The sequence below is a fragment of the Janibacter sp. CoH_79_TC_3 genome (assembly GCF_058197955.1).
On sequence record NZ_JBXWIV010000002.1, the window covers coordinates 109,372 to 127,041 of the forward strand.

Below are 17,670 nucleotides of genomic sequence, written 5' to 3' on the forward strand. Positions count from 1 at the left end.
TATAGTTGCATAGTTGCATAGTTGAAATAGACAGTTGAAGACAAGCATGACAAAGGTGAAGCGTGACATGACAAAAGCAATTCCAGCATATCAGCGGATTAAAAACGCAATACTGGACAATATTCATTCGGGTAAATGGCAGGCGGGTAATGCGATTTCTACAGAAATGGCGTTGGCAGAAGAGTTTGGTGTTTCTCGTATGACGGTCAACCGCGCTTTAAAGGAATTGAGTGAAGAGCGAGTATTGGAGCGCCGCCAAGGGTCGGGGACGTTTGTTGCCCAGCAGCAGTTTAATCATACCTTTGTAGAAGTGCGTAATATCGCGCAAGACTTAAAGTCTGCCAATCGTGATTATCAAGCACAAGTTGTCAGTAAGCGTGGCATTACTGCTGCTAAGCTCAATGATGAGCTACGGCGTAAATTTGGTCTTGAGAAGGTGATTGAATCCTCTGAGTTAAAAGACGTTGCTGATATTGAAAGTATCGAGAATGACGATAGCGAAGCTGCTGTTTTATACGAGGTTAAGATTATTCATTTTGCTGATGGTCAGCCAATACAATTTGAAGAGCGTTGGGTGGATGCCTTAAAGGTTCCTAAGTTTATCGAGCAAGATTTTAGCGTGGTTAATACTAGCGATTACCTCATTGCCAAAAGCCCATTGGAACGTGGTAGCTATACCATTCGAGCACTAGCTGCGCCCGATGAGATAGCATCGCTACTACAGATTGCCCCGCAGTCGCCGACATTGGTGCTTTGTCGCCAAACCTACTCAGCAGGTCAAGTATTGACCTTTGTCAAAATGTGGCACGCAGGTGAGCGTTATCAGTTTTCGGGAGAGTTATAGCTTTTATTATTTAACCGGTTTTTTGTGGGGATATCCGGCAATCTCTTTAGTATCACGTGAAATTTATATTTGACGACCATACTTGACGACTAATTTGATAACTCTATTTATAGAAAATATAGAGATTGTCCTAATGCTTTTTGCTCATTTCAGATAATAAATCGAGTTGAATTTCTTGTATTTCAGCCAATCTATCCCATTGATGCATTAAAAGGTGATCCAGTTTTTCATGCAAGTGTTGAATCTCAAGCTCAGCTTTTAAATTAATTTGATAATCATTTTCTGAGCGCAATCGGTCTTTGGTTTCTTGCCTATTTTGGCTCATCATAATTACAGGTGCTTGAATAGCAGCGATACAGGACAGTATTAAATTTAATAGAATAAACGGGTAGGGATCCGCAGGACGAGCAACCATTATCACGGTATTAACGATAATCCAAATGGCTAGAAAAATGGCAAAACAAATGAGAAATGTCCAACTACCACCAAAGGTTGCAATTCTATCTGCCAATCGTTCACCAAGTGTCCATTCTTGCTCTAGGGTTGTATCAATATTTTTGGTGATAAGTTCATGCTGTTGCATACTTTTAATCAATTCAGATTCAAGATCTGTCACCTCGCCTTTTTCAGAACTTAGCGATGATTTGACATACTTCGTTCGATATTTGCTTAAATCGGTTTGGCAAATATAATCTTTAGGCAAGCATTCGGGAAAATCATGTAAAATTTCTTCGGTAATGGTTTTCCTTACTGTTCCTATAGGGGTAAGGGTTTTTATAGGATAATTTTGTCCACAGACAATACATTGATAAAGGCCATTTTTTTTAGTCATCGCTATATTCCTTTATAGTCATTTAAATTAACGACCACTACAACAATTATCATAGTAACATTGGTCAAGACGAAGTACGATGCGGTTCCTAGTGTTAAGACATAATGTAACTCAAAAGATGATGGTTTTTAGCCTGATATCAGAATTGTCACTTGTTGCCATTGCAAGTGATGTTACTATTACGCAAGTAAGGGTTATGTAAGGCAGTACATGCTGCAGAAATGTGGTGGCGTTTAATGTGTGTTTAAAAAAACCTCTATGAAGACTGGCAAGCGTATTACTGTTTCATCAATAAATATCTAAATACTTAAAAGGACTTAAGTAATGAAAGCAGTTACCATAGCATCTCTACTGGCTTCAATGGCAGTGCCCACTATCGCACAAGCAGAGGTCTATAAATGGCAAGATGAGCTATGCGATATCCAAGGCAATTTCGATAATAAAAAATACACCGCCAAGCAAATCGAAAACGCCCATTTCATGTTAAATAATTTAACTAGTGTACAGTTAAATAGCACTTCTTCCCCTATGAACCTCAGAGATATAGATAAGGTAACAACGGCAGATTTAGATAACTTAGATCAAGAGTATAAGCTGCGCAAGCGTAAAGTGGAATCCTTAAAGGTCGTAATAGAAGCGCAACCCTATAAGCGTGAGTTGTTAAAATCTATCGACGGCGAATACTTCCACGATAAATTATCTGTTTTGGCTTATCTGGCTCCTGTACAAGCGATGAGGCAGAGTCCACCGATGTGTAAGCAGTACCTTGCGCCTTTTTTTAAAGGCGAGGCCGCCGTACAACGCAAATGGCAACAGTTTGTGGAGGAGCAAATTCAGGAGCAAGAGCGTATCAGTAGTGATCGAGGTCAGTCTTATCGCACTCTAAAGACAGAGCGTTATCAGGAAGAAAGAGCCAGCGACCCTGCCAACTATGCCAAAATAAGCTTGCTGACCTTTGGCTTTAGCAACTGCTTAAATGACCAGATTTATCATGCCGACTCTCAAAAAGTATTTAGCAATCAGCAAAAACTGAATAAAACATTATTTGGTAAGAGTTTGACTATGGTGTGTGAGGAACCGTAGGGTTTGTTTTAAGCTTAGGAGGATATATAGCTAAATATGAAAAAGCAGATAACAAGGTATCGCAAAATAAGAGGAAGCAACGCAAGAGGTAATCGAAGGATTGAGGTAGTGCGAGGTTATGTCTAAATACAATGATTGGTGCGCTTACAGGGACTCGAACCCCGATCGATCGCTTAGGAGGCAACTGCTCTATCCTGTTGAGCTATAAGCGCATAATGGAGTGCCATTGTAGAAAAAATGATTTATAAAAGCAATGAGTAATCATTAGGCATCGGGCTTTATGATTATTTACCATTGCTAAGCGCGTCGCTCATATCTACTGAGTGCTTACCTGTTGCTTGTTTGGCACGTGAGCTGGGTTTGAATAAATCAGCCATATCGTTCTTATAACCGTCGATATTGTTATAGTTATACTGACTTAAAATATCTTGACCGGTACTTGAGAGCAAAAAGTTTCTAAAGTTAATCGCAGCAGGGTTCTGCGTTAATACAACGCCATCTACTGTTTGCGTATCTTGTAAGGCATAGCTAAAAGAGCTAATGCTACGGGTATTAGTATTATCGCTTTTGGCTTGAGCAGCAACTTCAGCATCAGCATCAGTCTTACCATTTTCACCAACCCCGTCTTCTACCATACTATTATTCACTTTGCTTCGATTGTGCTTATCTTGAGCCGTCTTTATTTTTTCTTGCAATGGTGATAAGCGCTCTTTTGACAGCTTGCCATTGGCAATAATCAAATCGGTATTAATGACATAAGACGCACGCTCATCGTCAGTGCGATTACTGTCGCTAAAGTCACTATCAGATAAAGTAAGAATGGCAGCAGAAGAGACATAGTTAGTCGCTATCTGCACATGCGGATAGCGTGATTGAAAGCTTGCGATAACGGCGTCTAGAGGCGCTTCTAGCTTGTCTTCTGCTTGTATATGCAAGGTACTTTTAGCAATGGCATTTTCGTCATTATCCGCAGTCGATGAATCATTGTTGTTTGCCAAAATGGGCAGAGGATCCATGTTTTTGCGGTTACTGGTCCATAACCAAGTAAAGATGGCAATAAAAATAATCAACAGCAGTAAAATAAGCCCCGCTAATAGCAGCTTGTAATCTTTCATAGGTTATCGTTCTTTTCTTGGTTAATGTCATCAATGATTTGTATAGAGGATGAATGGTAGCAGATTTATTCGTGTTGATTTAACACTTCGTCCGCCAAATCTGCGAGCATATCAGCAAAAATATCTGTCGCTTCTACAGCCGCTGTTGGTTGCTCACTACCTTGTTGTTCGATGGTGCTATTTTGCTTAATGGCGCTATCGTTATTTAATGGCGCAGGTTGGTAGTTTGAAGGGGAAGCCGTCTGCTTGTCAATCGCTTTTGTTTCCGCTATTTTAGGCGCTATCGTTTGGTGAGCGGCTAATGGCGATTCACCTGTCGCAAGCTTGTCTTTGAGCCACTTAAAACCATTTGTCTCCCACCAGGCCTCAAAGCGTGGTAACGTGCTGCCGCGAACTGCCGCTGGCAAGTTCAAAGTACGTAGTTTTTGTGCGAGCACGGGGTCACTAATCGCTTGATGAATGCTTAGATAAAGCGAACTGCTATTATCAGTATAGGGCTGCCTATTTTGCCAAGACTTATCATCAATTTTCATGCGTGGTAATTCCCACAGCTCACCGCGATAATATACAACATATAATCGCCGTTTAGGATGAACGAAGATGGCATCAATGGGACGCAAAGGCATAGTATTATAATATCTCGTTAATATAGAAAATGATTGAACGCTTAAGTAGCAACAACGGCAAACTGCGACATAATGAAAATAACATTACCTTGTTTTGCAGCTCAATAATCTTTCAGCAACGATAAGCGGTATAACAGCGCGACACCTACTGTCGTGAGGTCATGCTAGCGCAGTGAATAAACTGGTAAATAGCCAGTATCAATGGCACACTCATATTTGCTTGTTTTATAATCTCTCAAGCTTATAAGTAATGAGCCAGTCATCGTTAGCTGTTAGCATTATTTTAAGATGCTTAGTATTTAAGATGTTTAGTATTGAATTACGGTCATTATGCTAGCAGAAATACAGAGTAGTAACGACTGCGAAACATGGATTGGTGAGTATCCTTTAGTGTGTTTCTTAATAACTATCAATATGCATTAAGAATCTATAGTCAGTTCAAAATAGCGTTCTGAGGGTATAAGTTTTCCTCTTAGCATTCACCTTATCAACTCAATCAGACTATCCTTTATGTTTACCATTATTCAGTCGCACCGTACCGAACACTTAGTTGAGCAATTACTGACTGCTTATCAGTCTAAAAACCTGCCTATCTTCGAAGAGTTTATTGTCATTGTGCCATCGATGGTATTGGGCGATTGGCTGGACAAATCGATTGCCAGTCAAGCGGGTATCAGTACCTTGGTGACCACCAAGTTTTGGGGTCAGTATCAGTGGACCTTGATGCAAAAGGTCTTGGCTGAGCATAATGTCTGGCTTGAGGCCAATCAACGCGCGCAAGAGATTGTGACGGTACCTGAGGTTGCGGTATTGACTGGGGCTGTGATGCAGTGGCGGCTGTTTGGTTACTTTACCTATTATCAAGCGCAGATTATGGCCGATGATAAGCATCCTTTGTATCCGCTGCTATCAGCGTTACTCGATGAAGGGGCTGATCGTAGTCAGCAAGATGTGCGATTGTGGTCATTAGCGACAGATTTTTCGCGGGTATTTAGCCGTTATTTGACACACCGTGAGGACTGGCTGACCTTATGGTCTGATAATAAAGCGGTTGATGTCGAGCTGCTCGTCGCTGAAAAAGATAAGCTAACCATAGAGTTTGATAAAAATGCTGGCAAGACACCTGAATGGTTGGTTGCGCATTATACCGAGCTTGAAGTCGCTCAGCGGCACTTATGGCGGTTATTGTTTGCTTCGGTGTATGAGCATCGCGCCTCTATTGAGACGCGCTTTTGGCAGATTATGTCGCAAGATAAAGCCGATAGTGGAGTAGATATACAAGCGATACTGCCAACCCAACTGCACATTTTTACCATTCAACAATTGCCGCAAAACGAGCTGAACTTCTTGCAGCGTTTGTCCACTTACATGGATATTACTTTATTGCATTACAATCCGTCGCAACTTTTTTGGGCAGATATCGTTGATAAACAGTGGCTACAGCGTCAGCAAGTGATTAACCCTGAAAGCGTGTTTCTACGAGATTATGGGCACACGCTATTGTCACGTTTGGGTAAGCAGTCGCGTGAGACTTTTGCCATGCTGGCAAGCCTATCGGGTAATGAAGACAAAAAAGGTTTTAAGCTTGATTGGCAAGATAAGTTTGATGTCGGCTATCAGCCTAAAACTGACGCACAAGCCGAGCGTCCGCTCAGTCTACTCGCGCACCTGCAACAAGATGTCCTTATGCTGGATGAAAGCGCAACGCAGCAAACGACTGCTGGGCGTTTAAGTGCTGCGCTGAGCAAGCAAATGCAGAATGATTCAAATACCAATACTAATAGCACTTCGAGCAATGAAGAGACTAGTGATAATAATAGCCTAAGCAAATATAATAATTCTAACTCATGGTATAGCGATGATAGCTTAAAAGGCAAGCGTTATGATCAGCCGCGCCAATGGCAATTATTGCAATATGATAATAGCCTAAGCATTCATTCTTGCCATAATTTGCAGCGTCAGCTTGAAGTGTTACGCGGTATGATTGGACGTTGGTTAAATGAGCCGAACGAAGATGGTAGCACGCGTCATCTGTCTGATGTCGTGGTATTACTCCCTGATGTCGATCGTCATCATGAATTGATTAATTCGGTATTTGTTAATGGCGAAGGGCAAGATGGTCTGACGCTACCGGCTAAAGTCACCGGTGTCGTCGATAAGTCGATTCGCCAGTTATGGGAGGCGATACGAGGTTTTTATGGCCTATTAGGGAGCGATAGCGCTCGCTTTGAAGCGGCTGCAGTTTTTGATTGGTTGATGCTGCCGCCGCTATATGAAAGCCTCGGCTTAACGCATGAACAGATGAGCCGCGCCTGTGATTTATTAGAGCAAGCAGGATTCGTACGCGGTTTTGATGAAGCGCATTTGCAGCAAACGCTTGACGTGGACGATTATGATTATCGGTTTAGCTTTGCTCATGCGTTAGATAAAGTGGCACTAGGTTTGGTCATGCCCGAGGCGCAGATTAGCGATTGCCTCTATCCTGATAACTGGCAAGACAATGCTTTAGCGGAAAAAACCGTGCCTATGTCAGCGATTAGTTTGGCAGATGCGGCGATTATTGAAGCCTTATGCCGCGTCTATAATGGCTTACATCACTGCCGTTACGAGTTTGAAGCCCGTTATAATGCCGAGAAATGGCTCAATAATATTGAAAACCATATCATCCATCCGTATTTTGGCGCCCTTGATCAAACGCGTCCGATGCGCGCTATCTTTAATGCCATGAACGGTTTTAAAAGTAGTTTACGTGCCAACCGTCATTATCAGCGCTACCATAGCGAAAACGACAATCAGCCGCATACGACAGTCGACAATGAAACGCCAGAGAATCTATCAAGCTCATTACAACTCGAAGCCAGCCAAGTAGAATCAAAATTATCGCAAGTCAGCAATCTGCCATTAAAACTGAGCTTTATGCTCGATAGTATTGAAGACGAGCTAGAGAGCCAACAGGTTAGTGCCGAGCCGACAGGCGTGATTACCTTTGGGCGTTTTGGCGCATTGCGTAACGTACCGTTTGGATTGGTGGTGATGCTGAATATGGATTTGGCTGAGTTCCCCAACCGTGACCGTGACAACCGTTATGATTTGATGAAGTCTGGGCTGGCACGTCGCGGCGATAGGTTTAGCGAAGATGATGATAATGGGGCGTTTTTGGATGCTTTATTGTGTGCGCGCAATGCCTGCTGGATTTTTTATAATGGTCAGCGCTTGACCGATGCTCATGAGCACTTGCCTGCCAATCCGGTAAGTGAGTTATTGCAGTTTTTACAAGGTGAAGTGCAATGGCAGTGGGATCCGCTAAAAACTGAGCAGCTTAAGAGTAAATATTTAACGACTGCTAATGGTGATGAACAATCGGCGTTGGCAGCGCAAGTACAGCGTTATCTGCCCAAGCTGATTGAACAGTGGTTAGTGACCCGTCATCCCGCGTTGCCTTTTGCCGAAGAAGTATTTGTGCAATCAGCGGCTGATGCCGTTGGCTCAGATGACCTAACAGCTAGCGAAGAGGATGGCCAAGCATTGATGGATTTGCTGGCTCGCGCTATGCAAAAAGAAAAGCTGTACCAACAAAGTATCAACGCCCCAGCCAAAATATGGCATGAGGTGTTTGAGCGCTTGCATACTCACGATGACGCCAGCTTGCCAGCCATCAAGGTTAATCTACCTAGTAGCGAGGATTATAGACATATTGCTCAACGTATTGTTTTAAATAGCGCTTCGCCACATGACGCGGTAGCGGGTATAGAAGAGCGGTTTGAAATTAACCAAGTCGATATGCAGTCGCTCTACTACCAAGTTCGTCATCCTGCCAAGCAGTTTTTACGCGAGCAACAGGTACACGTGGTCTTACCTGAAGATGAAATGGCGCATCAAGAGCCTTTGTCATTATCAGGTCTAAGCGCTTATGCCGTGAATACGCAGCTGCTTGATGAATTGAATAGAGAGAGCGATATCGTTACTGATAAGGTAGATGATAAAGCAAGTATCAGTAGCCAGACTAAGAAACCTCTCAGCAAACTACTATACGACCCAGTCATGCCAGCTGGCGTGGCGCGGCAATCAACGCTACAGTATCAGCAGCTTAAACTGCAACAGCAATGCCAAGAGTTTGCCGACCAGCTATCGTCATTAGGGATAGAGGCTCATGGTAGTGCTAGTAATAGTAGAGTCTTACTAAGTCCTTGTGCTGAGACCATGACCACGGTTGTGACCCCAGATATAAATCCACAAGGCAAATTACAGATTAAAGGTATGGTGCCCGTTGCCAATCATAATCATAATTCTAGCCTTGATTCTAACCCTGATAAATCACAATACCAGTCATCTTCGCCTGAGCTGTGGTTAAATATTCGGTCTAATAGCGCGCGTACGCAATATTTACTGCATTTTTGGTTGGCGCATGTTTATTGGCAGGTTGCACGCCATACCACTGACGCGCAAGTTGCTGCTAGCGACGGTAGAAGTATTTGGCGCTTCAATAAAGGCAGCGATGAGTATAAAAAGTTTAAAGGTAAAACCACCTTTGAGCTTGCACCTATTGCTTATGATACAGCTTTGGCAGAATTGCTTAAATGGGTAAGGTTTGCACATATGGCTGGCAAGATACCGATGACGGTGCTGCCTGTTTATGCGCTTTCTTACCTTGATAAGCTCAATGAAGCCAAAGCAAAAGATAGCGATTATCAGCCGAAGCGTAGTGACTTTGAAAGTTGGTTATGGCCGAGCTTTAACAGCGATGTTATCTATGACACTTGCTCACAGCATGAGCTATGGCAATATATTCTTTATAAACAAGATGTTTTTGCCAAGTTAAAAGATGCTCTACCAGCCTTATCAGCGCCTTTATTTGCGGCAATGGACGAAGCGCTAATAGCATTATAAAGGCGTTTAGTGCTAAGCGTTTCATGACTAATGAATAATAATGATGTTAATCGTACGACTTTGAACAAGTGATTTTTATGGATCAATATAACAACGCTATCAATACTGCTAATGGCTTAGATAATGTCGGTCATGGCTATAGTAGTGATTATAATAATGATGATGATTATAGTCATGCTAGCCCCGATTATTTAGTTAGTGATTTAACTGAAAAGAGTACTAATAAGCCAGAAGAGCCACCTGCGATTCGTATCAAGTTAAACGGTAAGTATTTGATAGAAGCCTCAGCGGGTACGGGTAAGACGTGGACTTTGACGGGTATTGTTTTGCGGCTACTTATCGAAGCAAAACGTGCGCCTGAGCATATTATTGCCACCACTTTTACTCGCGCCGCTGCTGCGGAGATGCGCCAACGTATCCATGACCGCTTGGTTGATTTTTATCAATTATTACAATGGCTCAATAACGTCCAAGCCAACCCAAGCACGCATTCTATTCTTTACCCGCAGCTTTTTATTAGTAAAGACATTACTGATACGGAAGCATCAGATAATAGCTCGTTAAAGAACGAGCAGTCGCATGAAAAAGTTAGTGCAGAGCAACGTCAGGCACGTAAAGAATGGTTAGAAGAGAAGGCTAAGCTTTCAGGTAACGCCGACTTGATGGCAGATTCTATCAATAGCCACCTGCTGACATATTTATTAGATCATACCGAAGATTATCCATTAGCAGATGCTATGAGGCGCTGTGCATTAGTACTAACGACATTAGATAAACTGTTTGTTGGTACTTTGGATAGCTTGTCACAAAAATGGCTGTCTGAATATAGTGCCGAAACTGGGTACCAACAAGGCGTACAGATAAGCGACCAAGAGCAAATAGTGATAGAAAGCATAATTCATGACGCCGTACGCGCACATCACAGCTATCTGTTTAACCAAAAGCACGAGATTTATCAGTTATTGCAGCATACCAATCGTTTGACTGCGCCTGCTGATCACATTGGCGTCGCGCAAAAATCCATGCAATTTATCTCAACGCCTATCGAGAATGTTGATATGGGTGAGGAGATAGACTTTAGCGCTTATCAGCAAGCGTTAGATGCGTTTAAAAATTGTGATTTAAAGGATGTCGAGCCATATTTCAGCAAAGACTATCGCAAGGCACAAGGGTTTCATGGTACCGCGGGTCTTGGTGCTAAAATTGATAGGATTTATCATATTCAGTCTGTTATTGAAAAAAACGGCACCTTGTTTTTTGCGCATTTAGATGAGGATACACAGAAGTTTTATGATGCGTTACCCCTCGCTTTTTTAACCAAAGAAGAAGGTGGTAAAGGTTTTAATGCCAATAAAGAACAAGAGCGGGCAACGTTTATCAGTTTACCTAGTATTCAAGCCTTAAAAACAGTCTGTGATTACGCCAATCAGATAGAGATGTATCTTGACTCGCTTGTCGAAAGCCTTAACCGCGACATCGCCCTCAAAGTGCGCCAAAAACTGCCATCGATATTAGAAGCGCGTCGTGAGACTACTTTTGCTCTACAAATGGTACGCTTAAACCAAGCATTGTCAGGTAAGCAAGGCGAACGGCTAGCACGTTATATTCGCCATCATTATCCGGTGGCGTTGATTGATGAGTCACAAGATATCAATGGTGAGCAGGCGCGCATGATTGAGCGTATTTATCTTTCTAAGAGTAGTGATAGTGTGAACCAGAGTAACAATCGCGGCTTCCTATTGCTCGTTGGTGATCCAAAACAAGCGATTTACGGGTTTCGTGGTGGTGACGTTGCCAACTATAATGCGATGAAGTCCATGTTTGCCAAAGACAGGATTATGACGCTTGATGTCAATCGCCGCTCTAATGAGCGCTTGATTACTGCCCTGAACCACTGGTTTGGCAGACCGACTTCAGAATTGCAAGATGCAAGCTTTGATAAGGCCAGTCAATTGGCGCAGTTGGGTAAGAGTATCTACTACCAGCATATAACCGCCGCTAATACTAACGCCCGACTTTCATGGCAAGCGTCTATAGAAGGGCAGGTAAAGGCGCAAGCGGAAAATACTGATATCTTATCTAATAGCCCTGTTAGTGTGATTCATCTACCTTATGACAAACAAGCCAAGCATAATGCATTTGAGCTTACCGCGCTGCATATCGCGGCATTGCTGGCAAGTGAGCAAACGATAGAAGGACGACCTATTAAGCCAAGTGATATTGGTGTGTTGGGTCGCCGTAAGCATGAGCTAAAGCAAGTTGAAGATATGCTCAGCAAGCTTGGTGTCCCAACGCTAGAAACCGCTGAAAAAAATGTCTTTGATACGCCTATCGCTGCTGACTTAGCCGCCTTGTTAGAAGCCATGCTGCGACCACATCGCCGTGACATCATTAACCGCGTATTGACCAGTAATTTTTATCAGATGAGTCTCAATGACGTACAAGCTTTGATGCTCGATGACGATGAAAGAAACGAAAGCAGTGAAAGCAGTGAAAGCGATGCTCTTACTAATGTTGCTCAAACGGACAGAAAAACAGATACCGAGCAAGCAGAATTAAAACAACGCTATCAAGACTTCCAGTTATATTTAAAGACTGCGGCTTCGCATTGGCAGCACAATGGTATTTTATCGGCATTGCATTATTTGTTTGCTCGCAACCCTATGGTTAGCGCAAATAGCTTGTCATCCGATAGACAAGCAAAGAGCCAAAATGTGTGGGTGGGGCTTGCTGACCTAGAAGACGGTGCTCGCTACTTGATGGACTTGCGTCATTTGCTCGACATCTTAGCGCAGCATGGTATGCATATCGGTGAGCATGAGCTGCTCGCTTGGTATAAGAAAAATATCAATAGTAGCCGTACGCCAGAATGGGCGCAGCAGCAGCCACTACCGACAGAGTCAGGTGTGCAGCTTATGACCATTCATAAATCTAAAGGCCTTGAGTTCCCGATTGTCTATGTCGTTGGTATGGATAGCGCTAGCCCTAAAGCGGGCGGTCGTAGTAATCATAATTTGTTTTTATATGACCATGAATCACAAGAAAACATGACAGAACGCCGCATGTCTGCCTGTAAGGGCAAGCGCTATAGTAAATCTGCTAAAGGCGAAAAACTAACTGACTATTATGCCCAGTTTGAAACCACAGAAAACTATGAAGAACTCAGACGACTGGGCTACGTTGCCTTTACGCGTGCCAGTGAACAGTTATATATGGTGTTGAAAGATAGCTATAACAAAACCGATGCCGAGCGTAAGCCAAGCCTACAATGGCTAAGCTGTGCCGATCATAAGTTTGTACTACCGGATAGACTGCAGCCTTATGTCGGCTGGCTAGAATACGCCGCTATCGAGCCTATTGCTAAAACGCTGACCGATATGAGCAAGATTGCCAAATCTGACGTTACTGAATCTATATCGATTACCGATACAGCGCGACGTATCGATTACCAAAGCGCTTATGCCCAGATACAACTAAACTCTTTTAAAGGCTGGGCTAAGACCAGCTTTACCGCACTATCGCGTCAGCTTGGTGAAAAAAGTCAAGCATTAGCGGTGTTTGATGATGCGATAGAGGATGACTTAGACCTAACCGATAGTATCAATGATGAGGGCAATCTAATATCCAGTGACGACATTCGCTTCCGCTTTGTTAAGGGGGCGAATGCCGGTACATTTTTGCATGAGGTTTTTGAAAAGATAGACTTTACGGATAATAGTAAATGGTCCGTTATTATTGATCAAAGTATTCGTCAGTATCAGCTACCAATCAGTTATGCCAGCGCTAGCGCTCAGCAGCGATTACAACAAGGCAAGACATTGCCTGTCGAGCCTGATGCCGACAATATCGATTTGACTGAGACAAGTCAGCTAGGTGTTGCTCATGAAGAGCTAATGGCTTGGGTAGCTGATGTATTGGCCGCTCCATTATTGGCCTCCGGACAGCCTTTACAAGCAATAGCGCCTAAAAACCGTATCGCTGAGCTTGGCTTTAACATGGGATTGTCAGAAGACTTTACTCCTGAAGGTATCAACCGCATCTTTGCGCAGTATTTACCTGATGAGCCAGAGAAACATATTGAGCTCACTCCGCAGTATGCTAACCATATTTATCGGTACTTACGCGGTGAGATTGACCTCGTTTATGAGTACGCTGGCAAGTACTACGTGGTTGATTATAAAAGTAACTATTTAGGAAATAGCCTAAATAATTATAATAACGAAAATCTAAGCGCCGCTATGAATAAAGCAGGTTACTGGTTGCAAGCCGCCATTTATCAAGTCGCTTTGCATCGGTTTTTACGCTTGCGTTTAAAGGATTACGTCGGTAATGAAACACAGTATTTAGGCGCAATAGAGTATGTATTCTTGCGTGGTATTGACTCACAAGGTGCACAGAATTATGGCCGGATTCATTGGCAAATACCGTTTGAGCTGGTCAAAGCGTTGGATGAGATGTTTGGTAGCCCTAGCGCTTTATAATTTTTAAATTAATAATCTTAAAATAATGATAAAAATGGATAAATAATGAGCGATGCTAAAAGTATGAACAGCGTGAACAGGCCAGCAAAAGCAACCAGTAGTGCTCAAAATACTGTCGGTGATGACGCTGGCAATAGTTGGGCGACGACGATTAGCCAGTATTTATTGCAGCGCCGTGCACAAACGCAGACTGCCTATCAAAGTCAGCTGCTACCCAATAGCTCAGATGAGTCGGGTGATATGCAAGATTGGTTGTTTGAGACGCTATTTGAAGTGCTGGTGCAGCGTTTAGAGGAAGGGCATACCGTCCTAGTACTTGATGCTTTTAATAACGTCGCAAGCGGTGAGGCTATGAATGCCGATAATGGGCTATTTGCTTGGCAGCAACAGCTATTACAACCTTTAGTACAGCCACTGTGGTCGGCATTCGCCAACACAAATATGGCAGAAATATCGGCTGCAGATTTGCTAGAAGACGAGTCATTATGGGAGACAGCGATGCGTCAATCCACACTGTCAGCCTATGAAAAACGAATATTAAAACAGCGCCGAAAAGCCTGCGTGAAGCTTTATCATTCGCTAAAACGTATAGCTAGTAGTACTGACTCAATAAAAAATAGCCTAAGCATTTTTAGTGAATTATTAAATAAACACCCACTTTTTAACAACAACACAAAAGATAGAAACGATATTATAAGGCCCATTGTCTTTCAGATAAACGAGGACTTAGACAATCAATCTATAAAAATAACCTTATGGCTGCATCGTACTTGGCAAGCAGAATTCGCTCTGGCGCAGCATGTGCTACGTATTAAAAATCAAAGCCTTATTGAGCTACCGATTAAACTAAGTTCGTCGCTAATTGATGAGCAGCAAGATGCTATCCATATGGCCAATCGCTCGGCATTTAGTATTATTACTGGTGGGCCAGGGACCGGCAAGACCTTTACCGTTGCCCAGTTAGTCATGGCACTACAGCAAGAACAAGCGGCAGACGAGCAAGGTAGTGAGTCAAAGGCCAATTTAGCATTAGCAGCTCCGACGGGTAAGGCGGCGCAACGTATGCAAGAGTCGTTGCAGAATGCCATACAGCAAGCAGGTGTCTCTATGCAACTGCCAGAGGCGAAAACCATACATCGCTTGCTCGGCATCGGGCAGGGCGGGCGCCCACGCTACTATAAAGATAATCCACTCAGTGAAGACATCGTCATCGTTGATGAAGCTTCGATGCTTGGTGTAGAGCTTGCCAATCATCTAGTGAGCGCCATAAAGCCCAATGCGCGGCTGATATTACTTGGTGACGCCAATCAGCTAGCAGCGGTCGATGCGGGGGCTGTATTGGCAGATTTGTGCCGTATAGAGGCGCTACAAGACGTGCACCAACGTTTAATCGCCAGTCGCCGGTTTAAAGAGGACTCAGGCATTGGTAAGCTTGCTAAACTGATTAATCAAACAGATAGGAGTCAGAACCGCAGCGAAAATATGGACGCTGTGTGGCAGCTTTTTCAAAAGGATGACGCATTAAGTTTTTATCATCTAACAGCGGGCAATAATGAAGAAACTAACAGCAGTAGAATTAATAATAAGATAGAAAATAGCCTAAGCAATTATAAGTTTCTAAAAATACTATCCAATAATTACCTTAAATACTTCAGCCAAACCAGCAAAATACTAACTAAAATTAAAGTAGCGAAATCCATACCAACTAAAGAATATCTTACTGAGTTTGGTGAGCTTATAGAACTACTTAATCGTTTTCGAGTTTTAACGGCTGGGCATCATGGCCGCTGCGGTGATCATTACATCAATAATTATCTGAGCGAGCAGCATAAGACTCAGTTAAAGCTACCACTTTCCAAATCAACTTGGTATCACGGTCGTCCAGTCATGGTATTGCAAAATAATTATGAGCTAGGGCTATTTAACGGTGATATCGGTATATGCCTGCAAGTGGAAAAGGGACGACTACAGGTGTTTTTTGAGAACAAAAAGCAGGGTGTTAATATCAATATGCTAAGTGATGAGATGATTGCGACTGCGTATGCGATGACCATTCATAAATCCCAAGGGTCGGAATTTGACCATGTAGCGATTAGCTTCGATGATAATAATGCACGCTTATTAAGCCAAGAGTTAATTTATACGGCTGTCACACGCGCTAAAAAACAAGTTTCCATTTTTAGCACTGCCTCGGCATTGACCTCTGCATTATCAACACCAACGATGCGTCAAACTGGACTAAGCTTACAGTTTGAAAAACTGCTAGAGTAGGCGGTTGATTCTACCGTTTAAGATTATCAGTTAGTTGAAGGTTATAAAAAGGTAAAAAAATAGCGTAAAAAAAAGCATCCGATTTGGATGCTTTTTTAAACTTGAATTTTCAGATTTACATTTTGTCTTCTTTAATAGCATAGATACCAGGCAAATGGCGCAAGTAACCATGGAAATCCATACCACAGCCATAGACATAACGGTCTGCGACATTGATACCAACGAAATCAACATCAAAGTCTGCAACCTTGCGATCGTGCTCTTTATTTAGCAGCACACAAGACTCAATAGATAACGGATTTTCTTTACCCAATTCTTCAACGATGGCTTTTAGGGTAATACCTTCGTCAAAAATATCATCAATCAATAAGACGTGTTCGCCTTCGATGCTCACATCAGGTTTGAATTTCCAATCAAGCTCATTGGTACCGGCGTTATCACGATAGCGCGACGCATGGATATAATGCATGCGATGGTAGAACGTTAGATGAGTCAGTAGTTGACCGGCTGGGATAAGCCCACCGTTCATAACCACCATCACGATTGGGTTTAAACCGGCATAATGTAGGTTGAGCTGGGCGGCAAGGCGCTCATAAGCAGCGGCTACTTCGATACTGCTGATTAGGCACTCTGAGTTGCGCAGGGTTTTTTCGATTTCTTGATTACTAATTTGGGTCATGAGTTGCGCCTTTGATAAAAGTGCCGCCTATTTTAGCAAATTTTAGCAAATTTGCCCAACACTACAGTCTTAATAAAAACATAATAGTCGTTATTCAGGCTTTTTTACGATAAAAGGGCGATAATAATTCGCCAAACGGTTTAGTGATGCATCAGGTAGGTCAGGTAGCAGTTTATTTAATGCCATGCTCATACCTTTATCGATAGCTGCCTTTGCCATTGGCACAGACTTACGCTTAATCATGCCAAGTTTCAACGTTTCAGAGTAGCGACTGATAAAATGCGTTAATGTGTCTTCATTTACGGTCTCAAGTGCTTTTTTAAATGCCACTCTGTCAACGTGTTCGGGTGTAATCGCTGCAAAACCGTCATCAATGATTTTAGCGTCTGCATCTGACAATTTAAAACCGATACGCTTCACACCTTCGTTATCAATAAAGGTCGCTTGATCTCTCAAAAAATGAAAGCTTGGCATCACTTCTTCGTTGTTTTCTTTACCCAATAGAATATTGAGTAGGGTATCCGTCGCCCGTTCAATCGTACCAACGATTTTACGCATAGAGGCTTGGCGCTCAGGATTTGGAATAATATCTACCAGTCCAACCAATAATTTATCCGTAAGGTCGCGCGCCGTTTGATGGGTAAGGGCGTCACGATATGGGTAATAATCTGTTTTGTCGTTTGATTCAACGACTTGTTCTGCCTCAATAATCAATGCTTTTAGTTCATCTGAAGGTACGAATCCAAAATAATGTGTCATTTTAATCCCTGTATTTATTGTTTTTAATGTTTCACCAACGTTACATTCACTGTTAAATAAGTTACTATTTAAACCACAGAATAAGTAAAGACT

At 42.7% G+C, this 17,670-nt stretch carries 10 protein-coding genes and 1 tRNA gene; 5 read left to right on the plus strand and 6 right to left on the minus strand.

Annotation, left to right across the window (positions count from 1 at the left end):
- The first annotated feature begins 67 nt into the window (after positions 1–67).
- Positions 68–844, plus strand: a complete 777-nt coding sequence (locus AC2FA3_RS02605) for a UTRA domain-containing protein (RefSeq protein WP_490508175.1) — start codon at positions 68–70, stop codon at positions 842–844.
- 130 nt (positions 845–974) lie between these two features.
- Here AC2FA3_RS02605 and AC2FA3_RS02610 read toward each other — a convergent pair whose 3' ends face one another.
- Complete coding sequence (locus AC2FA3_RS02610; protein WP_490508177.1) at positions 975–1,676, minus strand: DUF1003 domain-containing protein; 702 nt, start codon at positions 1,674–1,676, stop codon at positions 975–977.
- A gap of 324 nt (positions 1,677–2,000) precedes the next feature.
- Between AC2FA3_RS02610 and AC2FA3_RS02615 the strand changes: the two genes are divergently transcribed.
- The gene (locus tag AC2FA3_RS02615; protein ID WP_490508178.1) at positions 2,001–2,759 is read left to right on the plus strand and encodes a hypothetical protein; all 759 of its coding nucleotides are present in this window, start codon (positions 2,001–2,003) and stop codon (positions 2,757–2,759) included.
- A gap of 136 nt (positions 2,760–2,895) precedes the next feature.
- Here AC2FA3_RS02615 and AC2FA3_RS02620 read toward each other — a convergent pair.
- From AC2FA3_RS02620 to AC2FA3_RS02630, 3 genes are all read right to left on the minus strand, one after another.
- Positions 2,896–2,971, minus strand: a tRNA-Arg gene (locus AC2FA3_RS02620).
- Positions 2,972–3,043: 72 nt separating this feature from the next.
- Positions 3,044–3,874, minus strand: a complete 831-nt coding sequence (locus tag AC2FA3_RS02625) for a hypothetical protein (RefSeq protein ID WP_490508179.1) — start codon at positions 3,872–3,874, stop codon at positions 3,044–3,046.
- Between the two features lie 65 nt (positions 3,875–3,939).
- Complete coding sequence (locus tag AC2FA3_RS02630; RefSeq protein ID WP_490508180.1) at positions 3,940–4,500, minus strand: hypothetical protein; 561 nt, start codon at positions 4,498–4,500, stop codon at positions 3,940–3,942.
- A gap of 510 nt (positions 4,501–5,010) precedes the next feature.
- On the opposite strand from AC2FA3_RS02630, the gene AC2FA3_RS02635 reads away from it, so the two are divergent.
- From AC2FA3_RS02635 to recD, 3 genes are all read left to right on the plus strand, one after another.
- Positions 5,011–9,387, plus strand: coding sequence for an exodeoxyribonuclease V subunit gamma (locus tag AC2FA3_RS02635; protein WP_490508181.1), 4,377 nt, complete (start codon positions 5,011–5,013; stop codon positions 9,385–9,387).
- A gap of 77 nt (positions 9,388–9,464) precedes the next feature.
- Complete coding sequence (locus AC2FA3_RS02640; RefSeq protein ID WP_490508182.1) at positions 9,465–13,868, plus strand: UvrD-helicase domain-containing protein; 4,404 nt, start codon at positions 9,465–9,467, stop codon at positions 13,866–13,868.
- Between the two features lie 45 nt (positions 13,869–13,913).
- The gene (gene recD, locus AC2FA3_RS02645) at positions 13,914–16,139 is read left to right on the plus strand and encodes an exodeoxyribonuclease V subunit alpha (RefSeq protein WP_490508183.1); all 2,226 of its coding nucleotides are present in this window, start codon (positions 13,914–13,916) and stop codon (positions 16,137–16,139) included.
- A gap of 115 nt (positions 16,140–16,254) precedes the next feature.
- Here the strand turns inward: recD and AC2FA3_RS02650 are convergent, their stop codons facing one another.
- Positions 16,255–16,818 (minus strand): hypoxanthine-guanine phosphoribosyltransferase, encoded by a 564-nt coding sequence (locus tag AC2FA3_RS02650; RefSeq protein ID WP_201542913.1) that lies wholly within the window; start codon positions 16,816–16,818, stop codon positions 16,255–16,257.
- Positions 16,819–16,908: 90 nt separating this feature from the next.
- Positions 16,909–17,577, minus strand: coding sequence for a hypothetical protein (locus AC2FA3_RS02655; protein WP_490508185.1), 669 nt, complete (start codon positions 17,575–17,577; stop codon positions 16,909–16,911).
- Positions 17,578–17,670: the final 93 nt, after the last annotated feature.